Origin of the sequence: Nitratireductor mangrovi (assembly GCF_007922615.2) — a bacterium.
Taxonomy (GTDB): domain Bacteria; phylum Pseudomonadota; class Alphaproteobacteria; order Rhizobiales; family Rhizobiaceae; genus Mangrovimarina; species Mangrovimarina mangrovi.
In genome coordinates this window covers 3,455,641-3,479,381 of sequence record NZ_CP042301.2, presented here as the reverse complement: position 1 = coordinate 3,479,381, position 23,741 = coordinate 3,455,641, and the positions used below count along the sequence as shown (strand labels likewise).

The following is a 23,741-nucleotide window of genomic DNA, read 5'->3' as shown; positions in this document are numbered from 1 at the left end:
GGTGTCTGGAAAGTTTCCGGCCAAACGGAAGGGTGATGACATGAACATCGGACATGCGGCCGAACGCTCGGGCCTGCCGGCGAAGACGATCCGCTACTACGAGGATATCGGGCTTCTGAAGCCGGACCGGTCCGGCAATGGCTATCGCGACTATTCGACGTCGGACGTGCACAGGCTGCGCTTTCTGCAAAGGGCACGCGGGCTCGGCTTCTCGGTCGCCGAATGTCGGCAATTGCTGTCGCTCTACAATGACCGCGAGCGCGAAAGCGCCGACGTCAAGACTATCGCGAAAGCCAAGCTCACCGAGATTGATCGCAAGATCGCAGAGCTGAAAGGGCTACGCGACGCGCTGAGCCATCTCGTCGCCCATTGCCATGGCGACGAGCGGCCGGAGTGCCCGATCATCGACGAACTGGCCGGCGCCTAGGCAACGGCCAGCATCCAGACGACGAAAAGCCGCACCGTCAGGCGAGGTGCGCGAAGGCGGCCAGCACCTCGTCGTAGACGCTGCGCTTGAACGGCACCACGAGGTTCGGCAGGTCGCGCATCGGCTTCCAGGCCCAGGCGTCGAACTCGGCCTCGTGGCCCCCGGGCGGCGGGTTGATGCGGATTTCGTCGTCGTCGCCCTCGAAGCGGAAGGCAAACCATTTCTGGGTTTGGCCGCGAAACTTGCCCTTGAGCGCGATGCCGACAAGGTGTGCCGGCAGGTCGTAGTTGATCCAGCGCGGCGCCTCGGCGACGAGCGAAACCGTCTTGATGCCGGTTTCTTCGTAGAGCTCGCGGCGGGCGGCTGGCAACGGTTCCTCGCCCTTGTCGATGCCGCCTTGCGGCATTTGCCAGAGCTTTTGCGAACCGCTCATCTCGCTGTCGGTTTCGTGGATGCGACGGCCGGCCCAGACCAGCCCGTCGCGGTTCAGCACCATGATGCCGACGCAAGGCCGGTATGGCAGGGTTTGAGGGTCCACCAGACGGGTCTTGTCGCCCAATGCGTCATTCCTTCTCGGGATCGTTGGCAAGGGCGGAGACCGGGACGATCTCGATGCCGCGCCTCTTGGCCTCGGCAACCCACGACGTCACCGCATCGATGGTGACATCGAAGGCCGAGCCGGTGCCGAGCGCAAAGCCGCGGGCGCGGGCGGTGCGCTCCAGCTCGTCGAGCTTTTCAAGGATCTTGCCACGCTCGCGCTCTTGGTCGATCGGCGTATCGCCTTGCGCGTAGGGAACCCTGCTTGCCGTGGCGAGGTCATTGGCCAGGCTGCGCGCCGAGGTGCCGTCGTCGAGATAAAGCAGGCCGCGTGCGCCGAGTTCGCGCATCACCGGCGCAAAGGAGTCGCGATCGGCCGTGAATCGCGCGCCCATATAATTCATCACCCCGACATAGTTGGTGGTGCGCGCCAGGACGAAGTGCAGATTGTCGATGTTCTGCCCGGCTGTCGCCTGCGTGGTGAGCGTGCTGCGGCCGGGATTGATGTTCGGGTAGTCGAAGGGTTCCAGCGGCAGTTGCATCAAGAGCTCGTGCCCTTGCCTGCGCGCCGCCTGCATCCAGCGGCCGATCGAGTTGCCTTGCGGCGAGAAGGCCAGCGTCACCTCTGGCGGCAGCTTGTCGATCGCGGCCTGGGTGCCGGTCTGCGACAGCGCCAGCCCGCCGATGACGATCGCGACCCGCGCGCCGCGCGCGCCGGACCAGGGACGCGCATAGACATCGACCGGGCGGCGCCCGTCGGCACCCCTGATCGGCAGCGGACCGTGCGCGGACTGTTCGAGCAGGGCGCGGTCGGGCAGGTGGGCCACCCGCAGGTCCTGGCCGAGCGCCGACGGATCGCGGATGACGATCACGTTCTGGCTCGAATCCTCGTCCGGCACGCGAATGATCGACGGCGCTGCCGGCGCAGTCCGTTCCGGCGGCTCCGTGTTCGTCGCTAGTTCCTTGGGCTGGGGCGCCGGCTGGTCTGCCGGCGTCGAGGCGACTTCAGGCTCGGGCTGGCGCCACGGGGCGGGCTGGAGTGCGATCACGCCGCCTGCGGCCAGCACGGCGCCGGCAAGCAGGACGCCGCCGACGCGCCCGGGGCCCGGCAACATACCCGCCGCCCGCGGCGCTACTTCGCGCGCGGGCCGGTCCTGTCCGAGCGGGCGTTCGATCTGCTTGTCGAGTGGCAAGCTGAGAGCCTCTCCAGAATGACATGCGATCCGGTCGAAACGCGAAACCGGGAGAGACGGCCCGCGCATCGAAATGCGCGGGCCCCTACTGGCTACTGGTTGAGGACGGCCTGGTCCGGATTGGGCGGGAAGGCCGGATCGGTCTTCACGCCGCGCAGCAGGTCGAGAGCATAGGCCAGCTGGACGTCGTCCTTGGGCTCCGGCGGCACATAGGCGGCCGAACCCGAACCCTCGTCGCTTTCCTCGTCGCCCTTGATGTGGCCACGCAGCTCCGATTCACCGCGGGTCACGTCGCGGCCCAGCAGTTCGTCGGGCAGCGGCTGCTCGACACGGATGTCGGGCGAAATGCCCTTGCCCTGGATCGACTTGCCTGCGGGCGTGTAATAAAGCGCCGTCGTCAGCCGCAGGGCGCCATTCTCGGCCAGCGGAATGATCGTCTGCACCGAGCCCTTGCCGAACGAGCGGGTGCCGAGGATCGTCGCCCGGCGATGATCCTGCAGCGCGCCGGCTACGATCTCGGACGCGCTGGCCGAACCGCCATTGACGAGCACGATCACCGGCTTGCCGCCGACCAGATCGCCGGGTCGGGCGTCGAAGCGGGTGACATCCTTGGGATCACGCCCGCGGGTCGACACGATCTCGCCGCGGTCGAGGAAGGAATCAGACACGCTGACCGCCTGATCGAGCAGGCCGCCAGGGTTGAGCCGCAGATCGAGCACGTAGCCCTTGAGCTTGTCGGCGGGCACCTCTTCCTGGATGCCGGTGATCGCCGACTGAAGGTCGTCGAAGGTCTTCTCGGTAAAGGAAGTGATCTTCAGGTAGCCGACGTCCTCCTCGACGCGCGACTTGACCGCCTTCACCTTGATGATGTCGCGGATGATGGTGATCTTGATCGGCTCGACGGCGCCCTCGCGCAGGATGGTCAATTCGATCGGGGTGTTGACGCCGCCGCGCATCCTGTCGACCGCATCCGCGAGCGAAAGGCCGCGCACGTCCTCGCCGTCGATTTCGGCGATCAGGTCGCCGGCCAGCACCCCGGCGCGCGAGGCGGGCGTGTCGTCGATCGGCGTGATGACCTTGACGAGTTCGTTCTCCATCGTGACCTCGATGCCGAGGCCGCCAAACTCGCCCTTGGTCTGGACGCGCATGTCCTTGGCGTCGTCCGGATTGAGATAGGAGGAATGCGGGTCAAGCGAGGCCAGCATGCCGTTGATGGCGCTCTCGACCAGGTTGCGATCTTCCGGCGGGGTCACGTACTGGGCCCGCACGCGCTCGAAGATATCGCCAAACACGGCGAGGTAGCGGTAGGTGTCCGACCCTGCCGCGATCGCGGAGGAGCCGGCGGGGCCGTATACGACGCTCATTGCGGAGGCGCCCATCAGGGCGCCGGCAAGAAGAAGCGACAACCTACGAATCATTTTCAGTCCTTCCAGAACGCCGCTTCGCCCACCATGGGGCGGGATCGACGGGTTTGCCATCTTTTCGGAACTCTATGTAGAGCTCCGGCCCGGAACCTGCACTGCCCAGCGCCGCAGCGCTTGCCACTCTGGCTTCGCCCATTGCTCCGACCGGTTCTCCGGCGAGGACCGACTGCCCGAGCGACACGCTGATCCTGCCCATGCCCGCAAGAACGATATGATAACCGTCGCCAACATCCAGTATCAAGAGTTGCCCATAGGATCGGAAGGGTCCCGCGTACAAAATCACGCCTTCGGCAGGCGCTGTGACGATAGAATTGGATTGTGTTTGAACCGTGTCTCCGGCCATGTGGCCGCCCAGCCCATCCTCCTCGCCAAAGCGCCTGACGACGGCTCCGGCGACCGGCAGCGAGACATTTCCTTCAAGGCTTTCAAAGGGTAGGCCGGCTTGCAGACGGTTGGCCTCCGGCACCGGACGCCCCGCCGCCTCCGCTTCGCGGCGAGCGCGCTCGGCTTCGGCCTGGCGGGCGGCCGTGGCCGCCTCGCGCACGCTCACGATCTCGGTCTCGATCGAGGCGATCAACTCTTTGAGACTGCCGGCGCGCGCGGCAAGCGCCGCGGCCTGTTCGCGTTCCTCGGCGAGCGATGATTCGGTCTTGCGCAGGAGGCGAGCCTTCTCTTCCAGAAGCAGCGCCAGGCGTTGCTTCTCCGCCGCCTGATCCTGGACGGTGGCAAACAGGCGTTCGCGCTCGGCCTGGATCGCGTCGCGCAGCGAGGCGAGTTCCCTGAGGTCGCCGAGCAGGATTTCCGTCTCGGCGCGCAATTCAGGCACCACCGCGCCCAGAACGATCGCGCTGCGCACCGAGGCCAGCGCATCTTCGGGACGCACGAGGATGGCCGGTGGCGGGTTCAGGCCCATGCGCTGCAACGCGCCGAGAACCTCGGCCAGGACGCCGCGGCGGGCATGGAGCGAAAGGCGGATCGCTTCTTCCTGATCCTTCAGCGCCGTCAGCCGCGCCTCGATCTCCGCGATGTCGTTGGTGAGCTTGCGCTCGGTCTTGGCGGCCTGGATCAGCGCAGCGGTGACGGCCGCATTGTCCTTGCGCATGGAGGCAACCTCGCCCTGCAGTTCGGCGAGGCGCTCATTGGACAAGGTCATCTGACGCAGGATCTGCTGATACTCGCTGTTGCGCTGCTCCTGCCGGCGCTCCAGGGCGCCGACGTCCTGGGCTGCGGCCGGCAGAGCCGGCAATCCGGCGGTCAGCGCGATCGCCAATGTGACGCAAAGCTGCGGCAGTCTCCGATCCGGCCGGCCCCCTCTTGGCGTCATCCTGCGATCTCGTTCGATCATTCGCGTACGGTCGTGCGAACAGAATCAGCACACCGCACTAGTCACTGCTATCTCAATCTGTGCAGCCAATTTGTCAAAAAAACGCGCGGCCGTGGGCTCATGCGCGGTGATAGGGGTGACCGGACAGGATGGTGGCGGCGCGATAGAGTTGCTCGGCGATCATGATGCGAACGAGCTGATGCGGCCAGGTCAGTGCGCCGAGCGACATCACCAGCGCAGCGTCACCCCTCAGTTCCGGCGCATGGCCGTCATGGCCGCCGATGGCGATCATCACCGAGCGCTGGCCGTCGTCGCGGTACCTGGCGAGCCAGCCGGCGAACTCTTGCGAGCCCGGGTTATTGCCGCGCTCATCGAGAAGCACCAGCGCGGTCCCGCCGCCGAGATGGGTGATCAGTCGCGCAGCCTCCTCGCGCCGCCGTTCGTCGGCGCTGCCGGCACGGCTTTCCGGCGCCTCGGTCACGCCGGCCCATTCGAGGCCGAGCGGCGGCCCGGCCTTGCTGAAGCGATCGAAGTAGCGGTCTGCAAGCTCCCGTTCGGGGCCGGCTTTCATCCGGCCCACCGCGTGAACGGCAATCCGCATCGCCCTGACGGCCGGCTAGTGGACCGTTTCGTCCTCGAGATCGGGAGCCTGCCACATCTTTTCGATGTTGTAGAACTCGCGTACCTCGGGGCGGAAGACGTGGACGATGATGTCCCCGGCGTCGATGAGCACCCAGTCGGCGCTGCCCAGGCCCTCGACGCGGGCATTGCCCAGGCCGGCATCCTTCAGCGCCTTGATCAGGTGATCGGAAACGGCCCCGACATGGCGGTTCGAGCGGCCCGACGCAACGACCATGTAGTCGCCGAGGCTCGATTTTCCCTGGATGTCGATGGAGACGATGTTTTCGGCCTTGGAGTCTTCCAGAGATTCAAGGACGGTTTTCAAGGCGTGGGATTGACCATCTCGGCTCATCCCAGCCGGCGAAGGCATGATCTCAGCCTTCTTGCCCAGTGCTGTTCTCAGTGTCTTTCCTTTCGCAACAAGAACAACCGCACCGCGTGAATCACGCGACATACCGAAGATAGGCATTAACCCTTAACACTTTCAAGACATGCCGGCGGGCCGTCCTTCACCGGCTTCCTGCTCCTCGGCGGAGGGATAGGCCAGTTCCGCCGCCGGCGGCGCCTGAGCGGAGAGCGGCGCGAAATCGCCGCTTTCGGCCGCCGGAACGGCCTGTGCCTGGGTCAGGCGCCAGACGACGAAGGCGCAATAGACCGCCGCAATCGCTATGGCGATGAAGATGAAGGCGCCGGTGCCGGTGAATGCGGTGAGCGCGGTTGCAACGCCCGGTATCACGAAGCCGGAAAGCGACCAGGCAAACAGCATGGTGCTCGACAGGAGCACGAGATCGTCCTTTTCGGCGCGGTCGTTGGCGTGCGCGCTGGCGATCGAGTAGATCGATTCCGTCGCGCCGCTCCATACCATGTAGACGGCTATCATCCACAACAGTACCGATCCGTCCGCGCCCGTCGCAAGCAGTCCGGCGCCGATCACGATCAGCGACGCGGCGACCAGCACGTAGCGGCGGTCGGTACGGTCCGAAATCCAGCCGAGCGGCAGCTGGAACAGCAAGGTGCCGAGCGGCATGGCGAACAGGAGCAGTGCGACCTGATCCTTGCCGAAGCCGATCGCCGTGGCGTGGATCGGCGCGAAGCCGGCGACCATCATCGACAGGCCGCCGACCGCGAGCATGCCGGCAAGGCCGACCGGCGAGATCTGCCAGGCGCGGCGCAGGGCGATCGTGGCGATGGGCGGCGGTGGCGGCGTGCGCAGCCGCGTCAGCCCCACCGGAATGATCGACAGGGCTCCGAAGGCGATCGCCACTACCGGCGCGGCGTTGGTCATGGCGTCGATATGGCTGAGCAGATAGGATCCGACGCCGAGGCCTACGACGTAAGCCACGTAGAAGAAGGCGGTCACCCGGCCGCGAATGTGGTTTTCGACAACGTCGTTGAGCCAGCTCTGGGCGACGATGAACAGGCCGGAGATGGCGAAGCCGTAGAGCGCCCGCGCCGGGATCCAGAGCCAGGGATCGACCCGAATGCTGACGACGACACAGGACAGGATGATCAGCGCCGAAAAGGTCATGAACACGCGTGCGTGGCCGACCCGGCTCACCATGCGCCCGGTGAGGAAACAGCCGGCCATGCCGCCTGCCGAAAGCCCGGTCAGGATCAGGCCGGCCCAGCTCGGCGGAAAGCCTTCGGCGCCCAGCCTGACCGGCACGAAGGCAAACATCAGCCCGTTGCCGATCGCCACCAGCGCCATCGACAGGATAATGCTGGCGATCGCGATCACTGGCGCGGATTGCACCGGTTCGACGATCGCGGCGGGTTCCGCTTCGGTCGGCGTGGCAAGCGTCATGACGTGATGAGAATGTCGCTTTTGCAGGCCGCGAAAGGCGACGAAAACGGCAGAAACTGTCCGGAAGTGGACGGCTCTTCGCCGGCATGCCGCTTGGATGCCGCCGCGCCTTTGGGTTGGCGGGCGCTTCAGTCTTCGTCGCGCCGTGCCTGCCTGAGCGCGGTCGAGGAAAGCGATGAGCGCGGACCGTGGATGAAGGTCCAGGCCGGCGGCCGCAGCCGGGCAAGCAGCGGTGCCTCGTCCTCGTCGACGCGGGCGCGGCTATAGGCCTTGGCCATTACCGACGACAGGAAGGACAGGGTCGAGCCCGGCCGGTCGACCACGGCGATCGGCATCAGTTCCATGATGTCGCGCCAGCGCTGCCAGCGATGGAAGCTTGCCAGGCTGTCGGCGCCCATGATCCAGACGAAGTCGACGCCGCGATTGCGCGAGGTGACCAGTTCGAGCGTGTCCGCGGTGTAGCGGATGCGATGCGCGGCCTCGAAGGCGGTGACCTTGATGCGCGGGTCCGGCGTGATCTTCTCCGACAAAGCAAGGCGCTGTGCGAGCGGGGCAAGTTCGCCTGCGTCCTTCAACGGGTTGCCGGGCGTGACCAGCCACCAGAGCTGGTCGAGCTGCAGCCGGCGAATGGTGATTTCGGCCACCAGCGCATGGCCGGCATGCGGGGGATTGAAGGAACCGCCGAAGATGCCGACCGCCATGCCGCGCTCGACATAGGGCATGCGCAGGTAGCGGGCATCGACGCCCGCGTACTGGCCTGCGGTGTCGGTCAAGGCCGGATCTGGCCGGTACCGCGCACGCGGTATTTGAACGAAGTGAGTTGCTCGACGCCGACCGGTCCGCGCGCGTGCATCTTGCCGGTGGCAATGCCGATCTCGGCTCCCATGCCGAACTCGCCGCCATCGGCGAACTGGGTCGAGGCGTTGTGGAGCAGGATCGCCGAATCGATCTCGTTGAAGAAGCGCTCGACGGCTTGCGCGTCCTCGGCCACGATCGCCTCGGTATGGTGGGAGGAATGCGTCTCGATGTGGTCGATCGCCGCTTCGATGCCATCGACCAGCTTCACCGAGATGATGGCGTCGAGATACTCGGTGGACCAGTCTTCCTCGCTTGCGGGCTGCGCCGCCAGGAAATGGGCCCGCGCGGCGCCGTCTGCGCGGATTTCGCAGCCGGCGTCGGCCAGCGCCTGCATGATCGGCACCAGATGGGTCTCGGCGGCGGCACGGTCGATCAACAGCGTCTCGGCTGCGCCGCAAATGCCGGTGCGGCGCATCTTGGCATTAACGGCTATGTCGCGCGCCATGTCGAGATCGGCGGAGCGATCGATGTAGAGGTGGCAGATGCCTTCCAGATGGGCGAAGACCGGTACGCGGGCCTCGGCCTGCACGCGGCCGACCAGGCCCTTGCCGCCGCGCGGCACGATCACGTCGATGGCACCATCGAGCCCGGCCAGCATCTCGCCGACGGCCGCGCGATCGGTCACCGGCACCAGCTGGATCGTCGTCTCGGGCAGGCCCGCGGACTTCAGCCCGCGCGCCAGGCAGGCATGGATCGCCGCCGAGGAATTGGCCGAATCCGAGCCGCCGCGCAGGATCACGGCGTTGCCGGCCTTGAGGCACAGGGCGCCGGCATCGGCCGTTACGTTGGGGCGGCTTTCGAAGATGACGCCGATGACGCCCAGGGGGGTGCGCACGCGCTCGATCTTGAGGCCGTTCGGCCGCTCCCAGGCGGCGATCACGTCGCCCACCGGGTCCTTCAGCGCCGCGATGGCGCGCAGCCCGTCGGCCATGGACCGTATCCGCCCCGGATCGAGGCGCAGCCGGTCCATGAAGGCGGCGGAAAGATTGTTCTGCTCACCATTGGCGATGTCGATGGCGTTGGCGGCAAGAATTCTGGCCTCGTCCCCGACAAGCGCGTCGGCCATGGCCTCGAGCGCAGCATCCTTCTGGGCAGTGCTCGCCAGGGCCAGCGGACGCGCCGCGGCGCGGGCGTCGCGGCCCATCTCCAGCATCAGGGCGTGAATATCGAGCGCGCTGGCGTCGTTGGTCTTGAGCATGGCTGCAGCCCTACCCGCGGGCCTCCTGTTGCGCCGGCGCCTCCGGGGTCACCACCAGATCGTCGCGGTGGATCATCGCCGCCCGCGCCTGGTAGCCGAGCACACCGGCAATGTCGGCACTTTTCAGTCCGGCGATCTTTACGGCATCGGCGGCGTCATAGGCAACCAGCCCGCGCGCGATCTCGCGTCCGTCGGGCGCGACGACGGCAACCGTGTCGCCGCGCGAAAATGCCCCTTCGACGCCACGCACGCCAGCCGGCAGCAGCGACTTGCCGCCACGCAGCGCACCGACCGCCCCTTCATCGACCGTCAGCCGGCCGGCCGGCTCGAGCTGGCCGGCGATCCAGGTCTTGTAGCCGCGCACCGGGCTGGCCGAGGGGCGAAAGAAGGTCGCGCGTTCGCCGCGGTCGATGGCGGCCAGCGGATTGAGGCGGGTGCCGGCGGCGATGACCATGGCAGTGCCGGCCCGGGTCGCGATCTTGCCGGCGTCGAGCTTGGTGCGCATGCCGCCCCGCGACAGCTCGGAAGCGGCGTCGCCGGCCATGCTCTCGATCTCCGGTGTGATCGCCTCAACGACCGGAATGAAGCGCGCTTCGGGATCGCGCGCCGGCGGCGCGGTGTAGAGCCCGTCAATGTCGGAAAGCAGCACCAGAAGATCGGCCTGCATCATGGTGGCCACGCGCGCCGCCAGCCGGTCGTTGTCGCCGTAGCGGATCTCCGACGTCGCCACCGTGTCGTTCTCGTTGATCACGGGGATCGATTTCAGCTTCAGGAGCGTGGACATCGTGGCGCGCGCATTGAGATAACGTCGGCGTTCTTCGGTGTCGCCAAGGGTCACCAGCACCTGGCCCGAGGTCAGGCCCAGCCGCCCGAGCGCCTCCGACCAGGCGCCGGCCAGCGCGATCTGGCCGACGGCGGCGGCGGCCTGGCTTTCCTCGAGCTTCAGCGCGCGACGGCCGAGCCCGAGCATCGAACGGCCGAGCGCGATGGCGCCGGAGGAAACGACACAGACCTCGACGTCCTTGCGCGCCAGCGTGGCGATGTCGTCGCAGAGCGAGGCGAGCCAGTCGCGTTTCAGGCCCTGCTGGCGATCGACCAGCAGCGCCGACCCCACCTTCACCGCAATGCGGCGATAGGCCGAAAGCGGGCCCAGGGCCATCACGCTTCTCCCGGTCGCCAGCGCGGATCGGGCGCCGTGTCCGCCCCGGCGTCAGCGGCTCGCGCCTGTTCGATGACGGCCATCAGGTCGCGCAGCACCCTTTCCACACCTTCCCTGGTCGCCGAGGAAAGCGTCAGCGGCTCGCGGCCGGCCGCTTCGCGCAGGGCGCCGAGCCTGGTCGTCCGCTCGTCGCCATCCACGACATCAGCCTGCGACAGCACCACGATCTCGGGTTTTTCCGCCAGGCCGTGGCCGTAGGCCTCGATCTCTCCGCGCACGGTCAGATAGGCGGCTGCGACGTCCTCCTCGCGTGCCGACACCAGGTGCAGGATGACGCGGGTGCGCTCGACATGGCCGAGGAAGCGGTCGCCGATGCCCGCGCCCTGATGCGCGCCCTCGATCAGGCCCGGAATGTCGGCAATGACGAATTCGCGGGCGTCGATCCGCGCCACACCGAGGCCCGGATGCAGCGTCGTGAACGGATAGTCGGCGATTTTCGGCTTGGCCGCGGTAACGGTCGCCAGGAATGTCGATTTGCCGGCATTCGGCAGGCCGACCAGCCCGGCATCGGCGATCAGCTTCAGCCTGAGCCAGATGGTCTTTTCCTCGCCGGGCAGGCCGGGGTTGGCGCGCCGCGGCGCCTGATTGGTCGAACTCTTGAAATGGGTGTTGCCGAAGCCGCCATTGCCGCCGCCTGCGAGCTTGAAGCGCTGGCCGGCCTCGGTCAGGTCGCAGATGAGCGTCTCATTGTCCTCTTCGAAGACCTGGGTCCCGACCGGCACCTTCAGGACGGCGTCGGCGCCGCCGGCTCCGGTGCGGTTGCGGCCCATGCCGTGCATGCCGGTCTTGGCCTTGAAATGCTGCTGGTAGCGGTAGTCGATCAGCGTGTTGAGGCCTTCCACCGCCTCGACCCACACATCGCCGCCCCGGCCGCCGTCGCCGCCGTCGGGGCCGCCGAATTCGAGATATTTCTCGCGGCGGAACGAGACCGATCCGGCGCCGCCGTCGCCCGATCTTATGTAGACCTTGGCCTGATCGAGGAATTTCATCGGATTGACAGCTTGCGGTTCTATCTGCTTGTGCGGTTTGCCCCGCCTTGTCGGGCGCGAGAGCGATATCGGAAATGAGGGTTCACCGCAATCTTCGCGGGCGGTGTGCCGGGCAGGGGAGGCGTCCGCGATGAAATGTGTCACCTACAACATTCAGTACGGCATCGGCCTCGACGGGCGTTACGACCTGGCGCGCATCGCGGAGGCGGTGCGCGGTGCCGACGTCATCGCGCTGCAGGAGGTCTCCCGCAACAATCCGGACAATTCTGGCCGTGACATGGTGGCCGAACTGGCGGAGTTGCTGCCGGAGTACTTTTCGGTTTTCGAGGCACCGTTCCAGGCTGACATAGGTTCGGCGGTCGAAGGCGGCCGTGCGGTCACCCGCATGTTCCAGTTTGGCAATATGGTGCTGTCGAAGACGCCGATCCTGGCCGTGCGCAACCACCTCCTGCCGCGCCAGCGCAGCTTCGACCGGCTCAATTTGCAGCGCGGGGCGCTGGAGGCGATGATCGCGACGCCGTTCGGCCCGGTGCGCTTCTATTCCGTGCATCTCGACCATACCAGCCCGGCCGAGCGCATCAGCCAGATACGATACCTCGTTGCCAGGGCACTCGCTTATGGCACCGAGGGCGGCGCGCTGTCCGGCACCTCCGAACGGGGCTTTCCCGAGCCGCCGCATCCCGAGGATTTTGTGCTGATGGGCGATTTCAACCTGATGCCGGGTTCGCCGGAATATCTGGAGATCACCGGCATTCCGGATGTCGAGTTCGGCATCACCCATCGCAGCGGCCTGCCGGTTGACGCGGCAATCATCGGCGATCCGGATCACGCTGCCCGCGTGACCTGGCTCGACCCGAAGCGGCTCGACGACCCGGTCGGACAGCGCTGCCTCGACTATGTCTTCGTCTATGCCGGGCTGGCTGCAAGGGTGAAACGCGCCTGGGTTGACACGGAGGCTGTGGGCTCCGACCACCGCCCGGTCTGGGTGGAGTTCGGTTGAGACCTCAGCCGAACGTCATCACCGAACAGATGACGATCCCGATCAGCGCAAACCGCATCGTGAGCCCAAAAATCCTCGGGTTGATCTGCTGTGGCTTGAGAATGAGGCCGAGAACCGTGGCCAGGAGGATCACCCCGATGAATGCGAGCTTTGCGATAAACCACGGCCCCAGCGCGACAATCTGGCCGTCATAACGCAGCCAGAGCATGGCGATGCCGGTGAGGACCAGCAGGGTCAATGCAATCTGGGCGTTGAGCTGAAGCTGCTTCGCGATCGGGCCCAGGCGGGCGAGCGTGTCGGGCGAAGCCCCCGCCATTCGGCGGCCGATCAGCGGCATGGCGACGTTGGTGGCGCCACCAACGACGAGCGACGCCAGATGAATCATGAGAAGAATGCTGAAGGCGATGTCCATGTGAGGCTCCGTTGACTGCGACTGCGAGCCTGCTACAACCTCAACATTAGTTGAGGTCAAGAAATGAAATCGCCTAGGCGCGAATTGTCGGTCGGTGAGGTCTCGGCACGCAGCGGCGTCGCGGTGTCGGCGCTGCACTTCTACGAAACGAAGGGCTTGATCGGCAGCTGGCGGACTTCCGGCAATCAGCGGCGCTATCCGCCGGGCACGCTGCGGCGGGTCGGAATCATCCAGTTCGGTCAGTCGCTCGGCATTCCGTTGGCGGAAATCCGCGACGCCCTCGACGCGTTGCCGAAGGACCGGGCGCCGCTTGCCGAAGATTGGGAACGGCTCTCGCGGCAATGAGCGAACAAGCTGGACGAGCGCATCGCGCGGCTGGCGCGGCTGCGCGATGCGCTGACCGATTGCATTGGATGCGGATGCCTGTCGACGGAACATTGCCCGCTGCGCAACCCGGAGGATCGGCTGTCGCAGACGGGCAAGGGCCCCCGCCGCCTGCTCGGCGATTGAGCGCGGCGGGCGCGTCGCACCCGGCGCGTCAGGACGTCGACTGCGCCCACGTTCTGAGGCTTACCCAGGTCTTGCGGTCGAGCTGATAGCGCTCGACCGGTACTTGGCCGGCGGCGATCGAGTTCAGCATGCCCTGGCCGCAATACTGGAAGCCGCATTTGTGGATTACCCGCCGCGATGCCGAATTGACGACGCGGCAGGAGGCGTGCAGCGTGTCGATGGCGGTGGCGCGAAAGGCTAAGTCGACCAGAGCGTGCGCGGCCTCGGTGGCATAACCCCGGCCCCAATAGGGCCCGCCGATCCAGTAGCCGATTTCGAGGCCACGCGGCGTGTCGTTGAGGCCGGCGCAGCCAATGAAGGCACCGTTGTCGGCGTTGGTGACGGCGTAGGTGCAGCCGTCGTTCCGACGCCGCGTGGTGGCTACGAAGGCGCGCGCCTCCATCTCGCCGTAGGGGTGCGGCATGCGGCCGAGCATCTCGGCGATGCGGCGCTCATTGGCGAGTTCCACCAGTTCCGGCACATCGTCCTGGTGCGGCGGACGCAGCACCAGCCGCTCGGTGACCAGCACCGGGCAGTCGATGGCCCTGCTGCGACTTTCCTGCTCTTCTTCGTCATCGATCATTGTTAGTCCTCCTTGCAGGGGCTGCGTCACGCGGCGGCCTTGCGTTCAGTTTCCATGGTTCTGGCGAAGGCCGTCGCGGTCAGCCGCGTCGTCCAGGTCGGCACCTGCGCCTGGCGTGAGCGCGACCACGTCTGGCGCGCGCCGCTCACGACGAAGCCGAGCTTTTCCTGCACCCGCATCGATGCTGGATTGTCGGCAAAGACCGAGGACGAAATGGCGTGGATGCCGCGCGTCGCGAAGGCGTGCGCGATCAGTGCTCCCGCCGCTTCCGTCATGAAGCCGTGGCCATGCCATGCTTCGCCGAGCCAGTAGCCGAGCCGAGGCTCGCCCGCGTCACCTTCCAGCGACACGACGCCGATCAGGCGCTCGCGGTGGATCGTGTAGACCAGGCCGTGGGGCCTGTCGGCGAGGCCGGCGATCCAGTCCTCGGCGTCGGCCGCCCAATAGGGAAACGGCACCGGACCGAGCATGCGGGCCACGTTCCAGTTGTTGAGCCAGAGGGCGATGTCTTCGGCATCGGGCAGCGCGGGCGGCCTGAGTGTCAGGCGGCTGGTGAGCAGGACGTGCATCTGGACCTCCGGGAAACGAAAAAGGGGAGATGGTGGCCCATCTCCCCTGATCTCATTTCTGGCTATCCAGACACCGGGACCCGAGATGGGCGCCGGTGTTTTGGTGCGGAACCGGCTACTCCGCGGCTTCCATGGTCGGGTTTACCGACACATAGGTGCGACCGTTGGCTTTCTTGCGGAACGCAACCGCACCGGCCTCGAGCGCAAACAGCGTGTGGTCCTTGCCCATGCCGACATTGTCGCCCGGATGCCACTTGGTGCCGCGCTGACGCGCGATGATGTTTCCGGCGAGAACCTGCTCGCCGCCGAACTTCTTCACGCCAAGGCGCTTGGATTCGGAATCGCGACCGTTGCGCGACGAACCGCCAGCTTTCTTGTGTGCCATCTCTCTAAACTCCTTTGCGCCGCGCGGGCGCCCGAAATCCTTATGGACGCATTCGCGTCCGTTTTCAAACCCCGATCAGGCTACTTGGCCAGTTCCTTGGCCTGATCGCGCCAGTCCTTGATCTGATCGGCGCTGAACGGCATCGCCTCGTCGATGCGCGCGACGTCGTCGTCCGACAGCGCCGCGATCTGGGCGAAGGTGGTGATGCCCTGCTCCTTCAGCTGGCCGGCGGCGACCGGGCCGATGCCCTTGATCGTGGTCAGGTCGTCGGCCTCGCCCTTCGGCGCGGTGAAGAGCGGCGCGGCCGATGCCGTCGTTTCGGCCTTGGCTTCGTCCTTCTTGGGCGCGGGCTGCTTCTTGGCGGCCGGCTTTTCCTCGGTCGCCTTCGGCTCGGCAGCCTTCTTCGGCGCCGCCTTCTTCGACGGCTTGGCACCGCCGGTCAGGATCTCCGAGATGCGCACCGTGGTCAGAAGCTGCCGGTGGCCGCGCTTGCGGCGCGAATTCTGCCGGCGGCGCTTCTTGAACGCGATCACCTTCTTGCCGCGGCCCTGCTCGACGACTTCGGCGGCAACCATGGCGCCATCCACGAACGGGGCGCCCAGGGTCACGTCTTCGCCTTCGCCGACGACGAGGACATGCGGGAATTCGACGATGTCACCGGCTTCGCCGGTTACCTTTTCGACCTTCAGAAGGTCGTCTGCGGCAACGCGGTACTGCTTGCCGCCGGTTTTGATGACTGCGAACATTTCTTGCCTTTCGCTGTTCGGACCGGCTCGTTGGACGAAACGGTTTTCCGCCCGGCCGTCTTCTTTTCAGTCTGTTTCGGGTTCAAACGACAAACGGCGCGGAGGTTTTCCACGCCGGAAGCCTCGCGTCGTTAACGGAAGGGGTTGGCCAAGTCAAGCCGGGAGCGTGTTTTTCGCCGCCGCGGGCCTTGTTTCCGCAATCGACCTTCGCTATCTGTGCGCCGCGCCGTCAAACGGCGGACCACGCCCCGCGGAGAGGTGGCAGAGTGGTTGAATGCACCGCACTCGAAATGCGGCATACTCGCAAGGGTATCGGGGGTTCGAATCCCCCCCTCTCCGCCAGGTTCTCTGTCATGTTATTGTTTTTTTAGTTTTTTATCTGAAGCTGCTCAGCCCATCTTTCAGCCCCACGATCGGCTCCGGCTGACCGCGTGATCCGCCCGGCCCATCATGACGTGCCGCCAACCTGAGGCTTGGTCGGGCATCATTCGCCTCTTTGCTCGGGAACAAAGTAAAAAGCGCTGGTTCGGGTTTCCTATTGGTAGAGGAGCCTGCCAATGAAGCCTTCTACCCTGGACCCCGACATGCCCGTCGACGAAATCATGCGGCGCTGGCCCGCCACAGTCGGGGTGATGATGCGTCACGGCATGCTGTGCGTCGGTTGCCCGATCGGCGGATTTCATACCGTCACCGAGGCGTGCGAGGAGCATGGACTCGAAGAGACGGCATTCGTCTCCGAACTTCTGACGGCGATGAACGGCTGAGCCTCAGTCGCCTTTTCGGCTCTCGGCAATCAGCATCAGACGGTGCGGGTCTGTTACCGTCACCTTCCGGCGACCGCTGCGGACGATGCCGTCGCCCTCCCATGCGCTCAGGACGCGGCTGACCGTATGGAGCGTGGTCCCGGTCATCTCGGCAATGTCCTGCCGGCTGATCGGGAAATCGATCTCGACCCCGTCGGTGACCTTGCGGCCCGACTGCCGGACAAGCCGCAAAATCGTGCGCGCGATGCGCTGCTCGACCTGTTCGGTGGTCATTTCCATGACCCGTGCTTGAGTATCCTGCAGCCTCGCGCCGATCGTCTGGTAGGCGACCGCGCCGAAGGCGGGAACCTTTGCCTGCAGGTCGGGCCAGGCGCTGTTGGGCCAGGTCAGGACGACACAATCGACAGCTGCCACGGCGCTGGCCGGATAGGTGGTCCTGCCCATCGCGATGGCAATGCCGAACAACTCGCCTTCATTGATATAGCGTGCAATGACCTGATGACCCTGCGCCGACGTCCGGACCACACGGATATGGCCCGACAGGAGCAGGAAGAACCGGTCTGCTTCCTCGTCCTGCGAGAATATCTCGCTGTCCCTGGCATGCCGTGCCGAACGAGCGCCTTCGAGGATAGCGTCAAGTTCGGGACCCGACAGCCCCGCAAATGCGGGCAAGCTCGCGATCAGTGTCCGGTCAAGCCTTGCCATGGAATTCCTTCACCCGGCGGATGCTCCGCGCGGCTTTCTAGCGCCAGTTTGAGCAAGCGCAAATCTTTTAGCGGCCCGTTGTCGTAGTGAACACATACCCTCCCGAGAACAAAGGAAAGATCGATGAAAAAGCTGATTTCAATGCTCGCGCTTGGCGCGGCGGTCACCTTCACCAGCGCCGCCAGCGCCGCCGAGCACGAGGTAAAGATGCTCAACAAGGGCGAGAAGGGAGCGATGGTCTTCGAGCCCGATTTCATCCGCGCCGCGCCGGGCGACACGGTCCGCTTCGTGCCCACCGACAAGGGACACAACGCGGAGGCGATCAAGGGCATGCTTCCGGAAGGGGTTACCTCTTTCAAGGGCAAGTTCAACGAGGAGATCGTTGTCACGCTCGACAAGGAAGGCATCTACGGCATCAAATGCGCGCCGCACTACGCCATGGGAATGGTTGCGCTGATTGCCGTCGGGGAGCCCGTCAATCTCGACGAAGCCAAGGCCGTCAAGCATGCTGGCAAGGCCAAGACGGTGTTCGGCGAACTGTTCGGGCTTTCCGTCGCTGCGAAATAGCCTGGCGTAGAGCCATGGGGGCGGCGCCTCGCCGCCCCCATTCTCTCAAGGCTCCGCGTCGCGCTGGCCGGTCGGCGAAGCGATCATCGTGGCTACCGGCAGGTAGGGATGAATGGCGCCGGCAACCCGCTCGAGGCGGCGGGCAACGTCTTCGCCCGGGTTTCCGGCCTGCAGTTCCGGCGGTACCTTCCAGCCCGGATCGACACCTTCCATGTTGGGCAGTTCATGTGCGATGCCCTTGTGGCAGTCGATGCAGGTCCTCTCACCCGAGAGCAGGTAGCGCGTGTGGATTTCCGCCGCGCGCTCGGTCTGCCGCGAGAGGTCCATGGCGACTTCCGAGTGGCAGTTGCGGCATTCCAGGCTGTCATTTGCCTTGAGCCGCGCCCATTCGTGCTGTGCCAACTCGAGACGGTGGTCGAGGAACTTGCGCCGGGTATTGATAGTGCCGAAGATCTTGCCCCAGACCTCCTTCGAGGCCTGCATCTTGCGGGCGATCTTGTCGGTCCACTCATGCGGCACGTGGCAGTCCGGACATGAGGCACGTACACCCGAGCGATTGGAGAAATGCACCGTTCGCGACAACTCCTCGTAGACATTGTTCTTCATCTCATGACACGAGATGCAAAACTGCTCGGTATTGGTGAGTTCCAGGGCAGTGTTGAAGGCACCCCAGAAGATGACTCCGCCAAGGAAGCCGCCCAGCGTCAGAAAGCCGAGGCTCAACGTTGCGGCCGGTGTCGAAACGATGCTCCAGGCCCGCCAAGCCGCGGCTTTGATCCCGGCCAACATTCACTCTTCCCCCGCATGGCCGACGCCGAGTTCACTCATGTCGATGAAGGTGTTCTCGACAAGCGGCGCCGTGTCGGCCTGGGGAACATGACAAGCGGTACAGAAATAGCGGCGTGGTGACACATCAGCCAGCATCTGCCCCTCGCGCGTCATGTAGTGCGTGACGCTGATCATGGGCGCGCCGGAGCCTTGTGTGAATTCGCGCTTGTGGCAGGAAAGGCAGCGATTGGCGTTCACCGACAGCTGATAGCCTTCGATCGAATGCGGGATCACCGGCGGCTGCTCGGGATAGGCGCGCATCTTGCGCACGTCGTCCACGATCCACTTGGGCAGGGGGTCGGCCGGAACCGGTTCGGCGAAGGGCACAGGCCCGGTCAGTGGCGGAACCATCTGGGCGAGTGCAGCCCCTGCCGTCAGCATCGCGGCAGCGAGGGCCAGAAAAAGCCTGCGCCTGCTTTTCAGGCGGAAACGATCTTGACCGCGCATTTCTTGAAATCCGTCTGTTTTGAGATCGGGTCGGTGGCATCCAGCGTGCATTTGTTGATGAGTTGCGAGGCGTCGAACCACGGCACGAAGACGACGCCGCTCGGCATCCGGTTGCGTCCGCGGGTCTCGACGCGGGACCGTATCTCGCCGCGCCGCGACACGATCCGCACCTCGGCACCCTGGTTTATGCCGCGATCGCGCGCATCGGCCGCGTTCATGAACACCTTGGCGCCCGGAAAGGCCTTGTAGAGTTCCGGCACGCGCATGGTCATCGAGCCAGAATGCCAGTGCTCCAGCACCCGTCCGGTCACCAGCCACATGTCGTATTCGTCATCCGGCGACTCGGCAGGCGGTTCATAGGGCACCGCCAGGATGACCGCGCGGCCATCGGGCCGTCCATAGAACTCGACGCCAGCACCGGGCTTCACATAGGGATCGTAACCCTCTCGGAACCGCCACTTGGTCTCCTCGCCGTTGACGACCGGCCAGCGCAGCCCGCGCACCTGGTGATAGGTGTCGTAGGGTGCGAGGTCGTGGCCGTGACCGCGGCCAAAGGCGGCATATTCCTCGAAAAGGCCCTTCTGGATGTAGAAACCGAAATCATTGGCTTCCCGGTTGGCGTATTCCGCGGCGGTGTCGGACAGCGGGTAGCGGTCGACCTGGCCGTTGGCGAAGACGACGTCGAACAGGGTCTTGCCGCGATAGTCGGGATTGGCGTCGAGGATTTCTGCGGGCCAGGTCTCGTCCGTGGTGAAGCGTTTCGAAAACTCCGCCAGTTGCCAAAGGTCGGAGCGCGCCTCGCCCGGCGCGTCGACAAGCTGGTGCCACGAATGGGTGCGGCGCTCGGCATTGCCGTAGACGCCCTCCTTTTCAACCCACATGGCCGCCGGCAGGATGATGTCGGCCGCCATCGCCGTCACTGTCGGATAGGCATCCGACACGACGATCATGTTTTCGGGGTTGCGGTAGCCCGGATAGGTCTCGTTGGAGGAGTTGGGCGCCGCCTGAAGGTTGTTGTTGACCTGGATCCAGTAGAAATTGATGACACCGTCCTTGAGCATCCGATCCTGCTGGACGGCGTGGAAGCCGGGCTTGGTGTTGAGCAGCCCGTGCGGCAGCTTCCACAACTCCTCCGCATGTTCGACATGTTGAGGATTCGTGACCACCATGTCTGCCGGCAAGCGATGGGCGAAGGTGCCGACCTCGCGCGCCGTGCCGCAGGCCGAAGGCTGGCCGGTCAGCGAGAACGGCGAATTGCCCGGCTCGGATATCTTCCCTGTTAGCAGGTGCAGATTGTAGACCATCTGGTTGGCCCAGACGCCGCGCACATGCTGGTTGAACCCCATGGTCCAGAGCGACATCACCTTCTTGTCGGGGTCGGCGTAAAGGGCTGCCAGTTCCTCGAGGAAACCGGGCTCGACACCCGACAGCTCGCTTACCCTGTCGAGTGTGTATTCCGCGACATGGGCCTTGAAGGCTTCGAAATCCGACGGCTCCATGAGCCCGGGATTGCCGGCGCCGGTCGCCGCCATTTCGATGGGATCGTCCGGCCTGAGGCCGTAGCCGATGTCCGTCGCACCTTTCATGAAGGTCGCGTGCCTGGCGACGAAATCCTCGTTCACGGCGCCCGACTGGATGATGTGGTTGGCGATGTAGTTGAGAATGGCGAGGTCGGTGCCCGGCTTGAAGACGATCGGGATGTCGGCGAGGTCCATCGAACGATGCGTGAAGGTCGACAGCACCGCGCATCGCACGTGGGGATGGCCGAGCCGGCGATCGGCAAGTCGTGTCCACAGGATCGGATGCATCTCGGCCATGTTCGAGCCCCAGAGCACGAAGGCGTCGGCGTGCTCGAAATCGTCATAGCAGCCCATGGGTTCGTCGATGCCGAAGCTGCGCATGAAGGCGACCGCCGCCGAGGCCATGCAGTGACGTGCATTGGGTTCCAGATTGTTGGAGCGGAAGCCGGCGCGCATAAGCTTCGAGGCCGCATAGCCCTCCATCACCGTCCACTGGCCCGAGCCAAACATTCCGATGCCTTCCGGCCCCTTGGCGGCAAGCACCTGCTTGACCTTCGCCGCCATCGTGTCGAACGCCTCGTCCCACGACACCGGTTCGAAGTCGCCGTCCTTGGCAAAGACGCCGTTGCGCTTGCGCATCAGCGGCGTGGTCAACCGGTCGGCCCCATACATGATCTTGGACAGGAAATAGCCCTTCACGCAGTTGAGGCCGCGATTGACTTCATGCTGCATGTCGCCATGGGTAGCGACGACCTTGCCGTCCTTCACCCCGACCATGACGCCGCAGCCAGTGCCGCAGAAGCGGCAAGGTGCCTTGGACCATTTGATCGCAAGCGCTTCGACGCCGCCGGGCACCGGCTGGGCCGCAGCCGGAAGCGTGATGCCTGCGCTCGCCGCTGCCACCGCGGCGGCGTGGGCCTTCAGAAGTTCACGGCGATTGAGGTTGGTCATGGGATAGCGGCCTCCACTTCCTCCGCATGCTCGAAAACCATGTTCGCGGCGATGACGCCGTCAAGGAGCGCGATCGCAGTCAGGCGGTCGCCGAGTTCTCCCGTGCTCCGGCCCTCCATGACCACGACGATCCGACCGGCTTCATGCGCTGCGATCTCGGTGTTCGGCAGCGCGGCGATCGCCGTCATGACCTCAGCGACGACCTCCTGCCGCGCTGAAACAACCGCGCTGGAGACATGGTAGCGGCCGGTCTTCTCAGGCATCGACATCCTCTCGCGAGGTCTCGCCCGGCACCAGGGCTTCTGCCGGGCAGGCGCTCAAGCAGTCACCGCAGCGGGTGCAGGCGACGGCATCGATTTCAGGCACGAAGAGGCCGCCCAGGCGCGGGCGGAACCGGATCGCATCCTCAGGGCAGGCGTCGCGGCATACCATGCAGGTTACGCCCTGCAGGGCCAGGCAGTCGGCGGAGACGGCTGGCAGTCGGGCTGCGGTCGGCGACGATGAGCGCGGGTCCGGCAATGTTCCGCCAGTCAGGAACGCTCTGCGCGTCATGGAGGCAGCAGCGGCCAACGCTTCAACCTCCAGGAGGTCCCGGCGGACCGAAGACGATCTGCCACATCCAGACCAGAAAGCCGTAGCCACCGACCACGCCGACGGCGACGATCGGCCAGATCCCGAACGCAAGGATCAGGAAGGCAAGCAATTCTTTCCGACGTGACGGAGAGTGCGGCTCCCGCGCCGCGTTGCCACTGTCCTGGGTCATGTCCTCCTCATGGGCCTTGGACAGATGGAAGCGGGAATTCCACCAATGCGACCATGGTGCATTGGCGAACGCTAAATTTCAACAGCCAATACGGACTAACCGGCGCATTTTCAGCCAACCAGTCGCGGCCGCCACAGCATCGGGCCGTAGGTGGCTGCGAAGGTGAGGAAGGCGAGGCTCCACAGCGCGCCGCCGATCGCCAGCGTTGGCAAGTAATGCGTACCGGCCAATGGTGCGGCGACGCGGGCAAGCGCGCCGAGTGTCACCAGAACGTAGATCGCGACGGTCCAGCCGTCGGAGCGGATCACCCTGCCGGTGTGGCCGAGGCTTGCACGTGTCATGACCGCCAGCGTCATGATGCCGATCGCGCCCGCCGTCAGCGCATGAACCGCCGCACTTTGCGGAATGCCGTCCCACAAGATCGCCGCGCCCAGCAGCAGCATCGACGCGGCAAGCCAGCCATAGCCGGCATGCAGAACGAAAACAATCGGGCTGGCGATCGCGGCAAGGCCGCGCCAGCGGGCAAGACGCAGCATGAGCAAGCCTCCCGATGACACCAGCACGATTCCGGTGGCCGCCGCATGCGGCCGGGCGATCCAGAACACGAGCGCGGTTCCGGTCACAATCAGCGCCAGCTTGTCCAGACCACCGAGACTAGCGGGAAGGCGCGTTTGCCCGTTCCGGGCAAGCCAGTTTCGGGTGAAGCTCGGTACGATCCTGCCGCCGATCAGGGCGATCAGCATCGCAACCGCGCCAAGCGCCAAGCGGATGCCGAGATCGTCGGGCGCGATCGCCAGGTTTTCCCCATGGTGGAGCGCGTTGGCGATAGCGAACAGGGTGAGCATCACCGCGACCGGCGCATTGCGCCAGTTCCTGCCGGCAAGCACCTCGCGCCAGATCGCGGCAGCGAGCGCCACCGGGAACATCAGGTCGATCACCATCGCCATGACCGGATCAGGCTGGAGCAAGCAGGCAAGCCGCCCCGCGAGCCACAGCCCGGCAAGCACTGCGAGCCGACCGCCGCTCAACGGCAGGCGCCCCGTCCAGTTGGGCACGGCGGTGAGGATGAAGCCCGCGATCACCGCGGCCAGATAGCCGAACAGCATCTCGTGCACATGCCATTCAAGGCCAGCGAACGGCCCGTACGGTTCAGTTCCGGAATAGAACAGCCAAAGCCAGGCCGGGATCGCGAGCCCGGCGTGGAGCGAGGCCAGGAAAAAGAACGGGCGAAAGCCGTATTGCAGGATCGGTGGAACCGAAAGGACGCGCCCGCGGCCGTCGCGACTCGCGTCGCCTGCCGCGCGGGCACGCCGCGGGACGGAACGGTCGGTCATGATGCGGGAACCGGTCATTGCCCA

28 protein-coding genes, 1 tRNA gene and 1 pseudogene are annotated in these 23,741 nt (G+C 65.5%); 6 read left to right on the top strand and 24 right to left on the bottom strand.

Annotation, left to right across the window (positions count from 1 at the left end):
• The first annotated feature begins 40 nt into the window (after positions 1-40).
• The gene (gene cueR, locus FQ775_RS16940) at positions 41-427 is read left to right on the top strand and encodes a Cu(I)-responsive transcriptional regulator (protein ID WP_146298561.1); all 387 of its coding nucleotides are present in this window, start codon (positions 41-43) and stop codon (positions 425-427) included.
• A gap of 37 nt (positions 428-464) precedes the next feature.
• On the opposite strand, the gene FQ775_RS16935 is transcribed toward cueR, so the two are convergent.
• From FQ775_RS16935 to obgE, 11 genes are all read right to left on the bottom strand, one after another.
• On the bottom strand, positions 465-986 hold the full coding sequence (locus tag FQ775_RS16935) for an RNA pyrophosphohydrolase (RefSeq protein WP_256378193.1): 522 nt from the start codon (positions 984-986) through the stop codon (positions 465-467).
• Between the two features lie 4 nt (positions 987-990).
• Positions 991-2,157, bottom strand: a complete 1,167-nt coding sequence (locus FQ775_RS16930) for a divergent polysaccharide deacetylase family protein (protein ID WP_246730159.1) — start codon at positions 2,155-2,157, stop codon at positions 991-993.
• A gap of 92 nt (positions 2,158-2,249) precedes the next feature.
• Positions 2,250-3,575: a S41 family peptidase gene (locus FQ775_RS16925; RefSeq protein ID WP_146298559.1), complete on the bottom strand. Its 1,326-nt coding sequence runs from the start codon at positions 3,573-3,575 to the stop codon at positions 2,250-2,252.
• On the bottom strand, positions 3,565-4,905 hold the full coding sequence (locus FQ775_RS16920) for a murein hydrolase activator EnvC family protein (RefSeq protein ID WP_146298558.1): 1,341 nt from the start codon (positions 4,903-4,905) through the stop codon (positions 3,565-3,567). Before FQ775_RS16920 ends, FQ775_RS16925 begins: the two co-directional genes overlap by 11 nt.
• A 118-nt stretch (positions 4,906-5,023) precedes the next feature.
• Positions 5,024-5,506, bottom strand: a complete 483-nt coding sequence (gene rlmH, locus FQ775_RS16915; RefSeq protein WP_146298557.1) for a 23S rRNA (pseudouridine(1915)-N(3))-methyltransferase RlmH — start codon at positions 5,504-5,506, stop codon at positions 5,024-5,026.
• A 15-nt stretch (positions 5,507-5,521) separates the two neighbouring features.
• Complete coding sequence (gene rsfS, locus FQ775_RS16910; protein ID WP_146298556.1) at positions 5,522-5,896, bottom strand: ribosome silencing factor; 375 nt, start codon at positions 5,894-5,896, stop codon at positions 5,522-5,524.
• A gap of 114 nt (positions 5,897-6,010) precedes the next feature.
• Complete coding sequence (locus FQ775_RS16905; RefSeq protein ID WP_146298555.1) at positions 6,011-7,330, bottom strand: MFS transporter; 1,320 nt, start codon at positions 7,328-7,330, stop codon at positions 6,011-6,013.
• A 128-nt stretch (positions 7,331-7,458) separates the two neighbouring features.
• On the bottom strand, positions 7,459-8,052 hold the full coding sequence (locus FQ775_RS16900; RefSeq protein ID WP_146301850.1) for a nicotinate-nucleotide adenylyltransferase: 594 nt from the start codon (positions 8,050-8,052) through the stop codon (positions 7,459-7,461).
• A 47-nt stretch (positions 8,053-8,099) separates the two neighbouring features.
• On the bottom strand, positions 8,100-9,386 hold the full coding sequence (locus FQ775_RS16895) for a glutamate-5-semialdehyde dehydrogenase (protein WP_146298554.1): 1,287 nt from the start codon (positions 9,384-9,386) through the stop codon (positions 8,100-8,102).
• 10 nt (positions 9,387-9,396) lie between these two features.
• Entirely contained in the window at positions 9,397-10,545 is a 1,149-nt protein-coding gene (proB, locus tag FQ775_RS16890; RefSeq protein WP_146298553.1) for a glutamate 5-kinase, read from the bottom strand.
• The gene (obgE, locus tag FQ775_RS16885) at positions 10,545-11,594 is read right to left on the bottom strand and encodes a GTPase ObgE (protein WP_146298552.1); all 1,050 of its coding nucleotides are present in this window, start codon (positions 11,592-11,594) and stop codon (positions 10,545-10,547) included. Before obgE ends, proB begins: the two co-directional genes overlap by 1 nt.
• 130 nt (positions 11,595-11,724) lie before the next feature.
• On the opposite strand from obgE, the gene FQ775_RS16880 reads away from it, so the two are divergent.
• The gene (locus tag FQ775_RS16880; protein ID WP_146298551.1) at positions 11,725-12,594 is read left to right on the top strand and encodes an endonuclease/exonuclease/phosphatase family protein; all 870 of its coding nucleotides are present in this window, start codon (positions 11,725-11,727) and stop codon (positions 12,592-12,594) included.
• Between the two features lie 4 nt (positions 12,595-12,598).
• Here FQ775_RS16880 and FQ775_RS16875 read toward each other — a convergent pair whose 3' ends face one another.
• The gene (locus tag FQ775_RS16875; RefSeq protein WP_146298550.1) at positions 12,599-13,006 is read right to left on the bottom strand and encodes a hypothetical protein; all 408 of its coding nucleotides are present in this window, start codon (positions 13,004-13,006) and stop codon (positions 12,599-12,601) included.
• A gap of 63 nt (positions 13,007-13,069) precedes the next feature.
• Here FQ775_RS16875 and soxR point away from each other — a divergent pair.
• Positions 13,070-13,516: pseudogene (gene soxR / locus FQ775_RS16870) on the top strand (redox-sensitive transcriptional activator SoxR).
• Between the two features lie 28 nt (positions 13,517-13,544).
• On the opposite strand, the gene FQ775_RS16865 reads toward soxR, so the two are convergent.
• From FQ775_RS16865 to FQ775_RS16850, 4 genes are all read right to left on the bottom strand, one after another.
• The gene (locus FQ775_RS16865; protein WP_146298549.1) at positions 13,545-14,138 is read right to left on the bottom strand and encodes a GNAT family N-acetyltransferase; all 594 of its coding nucleotides are present in this window, start codon (positions 14,136-14,138) and stop codon (positions 13,545-13,547) included.
• 26 nt (positions 14,139-14,164) lie between these two features.
• Positions 14,165-14,707, bottom strand: a complete 543-nt coding sequence (locus tag FQ775_RS16860; protein ID WP_146298548.1) for a GNAT family N-acetyltransferase — start codon at positions 14,705-14,707, stop codon at positions 14,165-14,167.
• A 115-nt stretch (positions 14,708-14,822) separates the two neighbouring features.
• Positions 14,823-15,092 (bottom strand): 50S ribosomal protein L27, encoded by a 270-nt coding sequence (gene rpmA, locus FQ775_RS16855; RefSeq protein ID WP_146298547.1) that lies wholly within the window; start codon positions 15,090-15,092, stop codon positions 14,823-14,825.
• Between the two features lie 80 nt (positions 15,093-15,172).
• A complete protein-coding gene (locus FQ775_RS16850) occupies positions 15,173-15,838 on the bottom strand; it encodes a 50S ribosomal protein L21 (RefSeq protein ID WP_146298546.1) in 666 nt (221 codons plus the stop codon).
• 252 nt (positions 15,839-16,090) lie between these two features.
• Between FQ775_RS16850 and FQ775_RS16845 the strand changes: the two genes are divergently transcribed.
• Together FQ775_RS16845 and FQ775_RS16840 are read left to right on the top strand one after the other, a co-directional pair.
• Positions 16,091-16,180: transfer RNA gene (locus tag FQ775_RS16845), tRNA-Ser, on the top strand.
• 215 nt (positions 16,181-16,395) lie between these two features.
• On the top strand, positions 16,396-16,602 hold the full coding sequence (locus FQ775_RS16840) for a DUF1858 domain-containing protein (RefSeq protein ID WP_146298545.1): 207 nt from the start codon (positions 16,396-16,398) through the stop codon (positions 16,600-16,602).
• 3 nt (positions 16,603-16,605) lie between these two features.
• On the opposite strand, the gene FQ775_RS16835 is transcribed toward FQ775_RS16840, so the two are convergent.
• Complete coding sequence (locus FQ775_RS16835; RefSeq protein ID WP_146298544.1) at positions 16,606-17,307, bottom strand: Crp/Fnr family transcriptional regulator; 702 nt, start codon at positions 17,305-17,307, stop codon at positions 16,606-16,608.
• Between the two features lie 123 nt (positions 17,308-17,430).
• Here FQ775_RS16835 and FQ775_RS16830 point away from each other — a divergent pair, with 123 nt between their 5' ends.
• Positions 17,431-17,874, top strand: coding sequence for a pseudoazurin (locus FQ775_RS16830; protein WP_146298543.1), 444 nt, complete (start codon positions 17,431-17,433; stop codon positions 17,872-17,874).
• Between the two features lie 45 nt (positions 17,875-17,919).
• Here the strand turns inward: FQ775_RS16830 and FQ775_RS16825 are convergent, their stop codons facing one another.
• The 7 genes from FQ775_RS16825 to FQ775_RS16795 all read right to left on the bottom strand — a co-directional run bounded on the left by FQ775_RS16825 (position 17,920) and on the right by FQ775_RS16795 (position 23,735).
• Entirely contained in the window at positions 17,920-18,663 is a 744-nt protein-coding gene (locus tag FQ775_RS16825) for a cytochrome c3 family protein (protein ID WP_146298542.1), read from the bottom strand.
• Positions 18,664-19,149 (bottom strand): nitrate reductase cytochrome c-type subunit, encoded by a 486-nt coding sequence (locus FQ775_RS16820; RefSeq protein WP_146298541.1) that lies wholly within the window; start codon positions 19,147-19,149, stop codon positions 18,664-18,666.
• Positions 19,122-21,620, bottom strand: a complete 2,499-nt coding sequence (napA, locus tag FQ775_RS16815) for a periplasmic nitrate reductase subunit alpha (protein WP_146298540.1) — start codon at positions 21,618-21,620, stop codon at positions 19,122-19,124. Before napA ends, FQ775_RS16820 begins: the two co-directional genes overlap by 28 nt.
• On the bottom strand, positions 21,617-21,883 hold the full coding sequence (locus tag FQ775_RS16810) for a chaperone NapD (protein ID WP_146298539.1): 267 nt from the start codon (positions 21,881-21,883) through the stop codon (positions 21,617-21,619). The genes napA and FQ775_RS16810 overlap by 4 nt, the downstream gene beginning before the upstream one ends.
• Complete coding sequence (locus FQ775_RS24190; RefSeq protein ID WP_146298538.1) at positions 21,876-22,172, bottom strand: 4Fe-4S dicluster domain-containing protein; 297 nt, start codon at positions 22,170-22,172, stop codon at positions 21,876-21,878. Before FQ775_RS24190 ends, FQ775_RS16810 begins: the two co-directional genes overlap by 8 nt.
• Before the next feature lie 22 nt (positions 22,173-22,194).
• Positions 22,195-22,383, bottom strand: a complete 189-nt coding sequence (napE, locus tag FQ775_RS16800) for a periplasmic nitrate reductase, NapE protein (protein ID WP_146298537.1) — start codon at positions 22,381-22,383, stop codon at positions 22,195-22,197.
• 110 nt (positions 22,384-22,493) lie between these two features.
• Complete coding sequence (locus FQ775_RS16795) at positions 22,494-23,735, bottom strand: NnrS family protein (RefSeq protein WP_146298536.1); 1,242 nt, start codon at positions 23,733-23,735, stop codon at positions 22,494-22,496.
• Positions 23,736-23,741: the final 6 nt, after the last annotated feature.

What these genes read in the sequence shown, in the direction of transcription:
- proB (WP_146298553.1), bottom strand. Translation starts at nt 10,545, where the DNA reads ATGGCCCTGGGCCCGCTTTCGGCCTATCGCCGCATTGCGGTGAAGGTG.
- FQ775_RS16795 (WP_146298536.1), bottom strand. Translation starts at nt 23,735, where the DNA reads ATGACCGGTTCCCGCATCATGACCGACCGTTCCGTCCCGCGGCGTGCC.
- FQ775_RS16860 (WP_146298548.1), bottom strand. Translation starts at nt 14,707, where the DNA reads ATGCACGTCCTGCTCACCAGCCGCCTGACACTCAGGCCGCCCGCGCTG.
- FQ775_RS16895 (WP_146298554.1), bottom strand. Translation starts at nt 9,386, where the DNA reads ATGCTCAAGACCAACGACGCCAGCGCGCTCGATATTCACGCCCTGATG.
- obgE (WP_146298552.1), bottom strand. Translation starts at nt 11,594, where the DNA reads ATGAAATTCCTCGATCAGGCCAAGGTCTACATAAGATCGGGCGACGGC.
- FQ775_RS16820 (WP_146298541.1), bottom strand. Translation starts at nt 19,149, where the DNA reads ATGCGCGGTCAAGATCGTTTCCGCCTGAAAAGCAGGCGCAGGCTTTTT.
- FQ775_RS16830 (WP_146298543.1), top strand. Translation starts at nt 17,431, where the DNA reads ATGAAAAAGCTGATTTCAATGCTCGCGCTTGGCGCGGCGGTCACCTTC.
- FQ775_RS16835 (WP_146298544.1), bottom strand. Translation starts at nt 17,307, where the DNA reads ATGGCAAGGCTTGACCGGACACTGATCGCGAGCTTGCCCGCATTTGCG.
- FQ775_RS16925 (WP_146298559.1), bottom strand. Translation starts at nt 3,575, where the DNA reads ATGATTCGTAGGTTGTCGCTTCTTCTTGCCGGCGCCCTGATGGGCGCC.
- FQ775_RS16905 (WP_146298555.1), bottom strand. Translation starts at nt 7,330, where the DNA reads ATGACGCTTGCCACGCCGACCGAAGCGGAACCCGCCGCGATCGTCGAA.
- rlmH (WP_146298557.1), bottom strand. Translation starts at nt 5,506, where the DNA reads ATGCGGATTGCCGTTCACGCGGTGGGCCGGATGAAAGCCGGCCCCGAA.
- FQ775_RS16875 (WP_146298550.1), bottom strand. Translation starts at nt 13,006, where the DNA reads ATGGACATCGCCTTCAGCATTCTTCTCATGATTCATCTGGCGTCGCTC.
- rsfS (WP_146298556.1), bottom strand. Translation starts at nt 5,896, where the DNA reads ATGCCTTCGCCGGCTGGGATGAGCCGAGATGGTCAATCCCACGCCTTG.
- FQ775_RS16865 (WP_146298549.1), bottom strand. Translation starts at nt 14,138, where the DNA reads ATGATCGATGACGAAGAAGAGCAGGAAAGTCGCAGCAGGGCCATCGAC.
- FQ775_RS16880 (WP_146298551.1), top strand. Translation starts at nt 11,725, where the DNA reads ATGAAATGTGTCACCTACAACATTCAGTACGGCATCGGCCTCGACGGG.
- rpmA (WP_146298547.1), bottom strand. Translation starts at nt 15,092, where the DNA reads ATGGCACACAAGAAAGCTGGCGGTTCGTCGCGCAACGGTCGCGATTCC.
- cueR (WP_146298561.1), top strand. Translation starts at nt 41, where the DNA reads ATGAACATCGGACATGCGGCCGAACGCTCGGGCCTGCCGGCGAAGACG.
- napA (WP_146298540.1), bottom strand. Translation starts at nt 21,620, where the DNA reads ATGACCAACCTCAATCGCCGTGAACTTCTGAAGGCCCACGCCGCCGCG.
- FQ775_RS16825 (WP_146298542.1), bottom strand. Translation starts at nt 18,663, where the DNA reads ATGTTGGCCGGGATCAAAGCCGCGGCTTGGCGGGCCTGGAGCATCGTT.
- FQ775_RS16900 (WP_146301850.1), bottom strand. Translation starts at nt 8,052, where the DNA reads ATGCCCTATGTCGAGCGCGGCATGGCGGTCGGCATCTTCGGCGGTTCC.
- napE (WP_146298537.1), bottom strand. Translation starts at nt 22,383, where the DNA reads ATGACCCAGGACAGTGGCAACGCGGCGCGGGAGCCGCACTCTCCGTCA.
- FQ775_RS16920 (WP_146298558.1), bottom strand. Translation starts at nt 4,905, where the DNA reads ATGACGCCAAGAGGGGGCCGGCCGGATCGGAGACTGCCGCAGCTTTGC.
- FQ775_RS24190 (WP_146298538.1), bottom strand. Translation starts at nt 22,172, where the DNA reads ATGACGCGCAGAGCGTTCCTGACTGGCGGAACATTGCCGGACCCGCGC.
- FQ775_RS16850 (WP_146298546.1), bottom strand. Translation starts at nt 15,838, where the DNA reads ATGTTCGCAGTCATCAAAACCGGCGGCAAGCAGTACCGCGTTGCCGCA.
- FQ775_RS16810 (WP_146298539.1), bottom strand. Translation starts at nt 21,883, where the DNA reads ATGCCTGAGAAGACCGGCCGCTACCATGTCTCCAGCGCGGTTGTTTCA.
- FQ775_RS16840 (WP_146298545.1), top strand. Translation starts at nt 16,396, where the DNA reads ATGAAGCCTTCTACCCTGGACCCCGACATGCCCGTCGACGAAATCATG.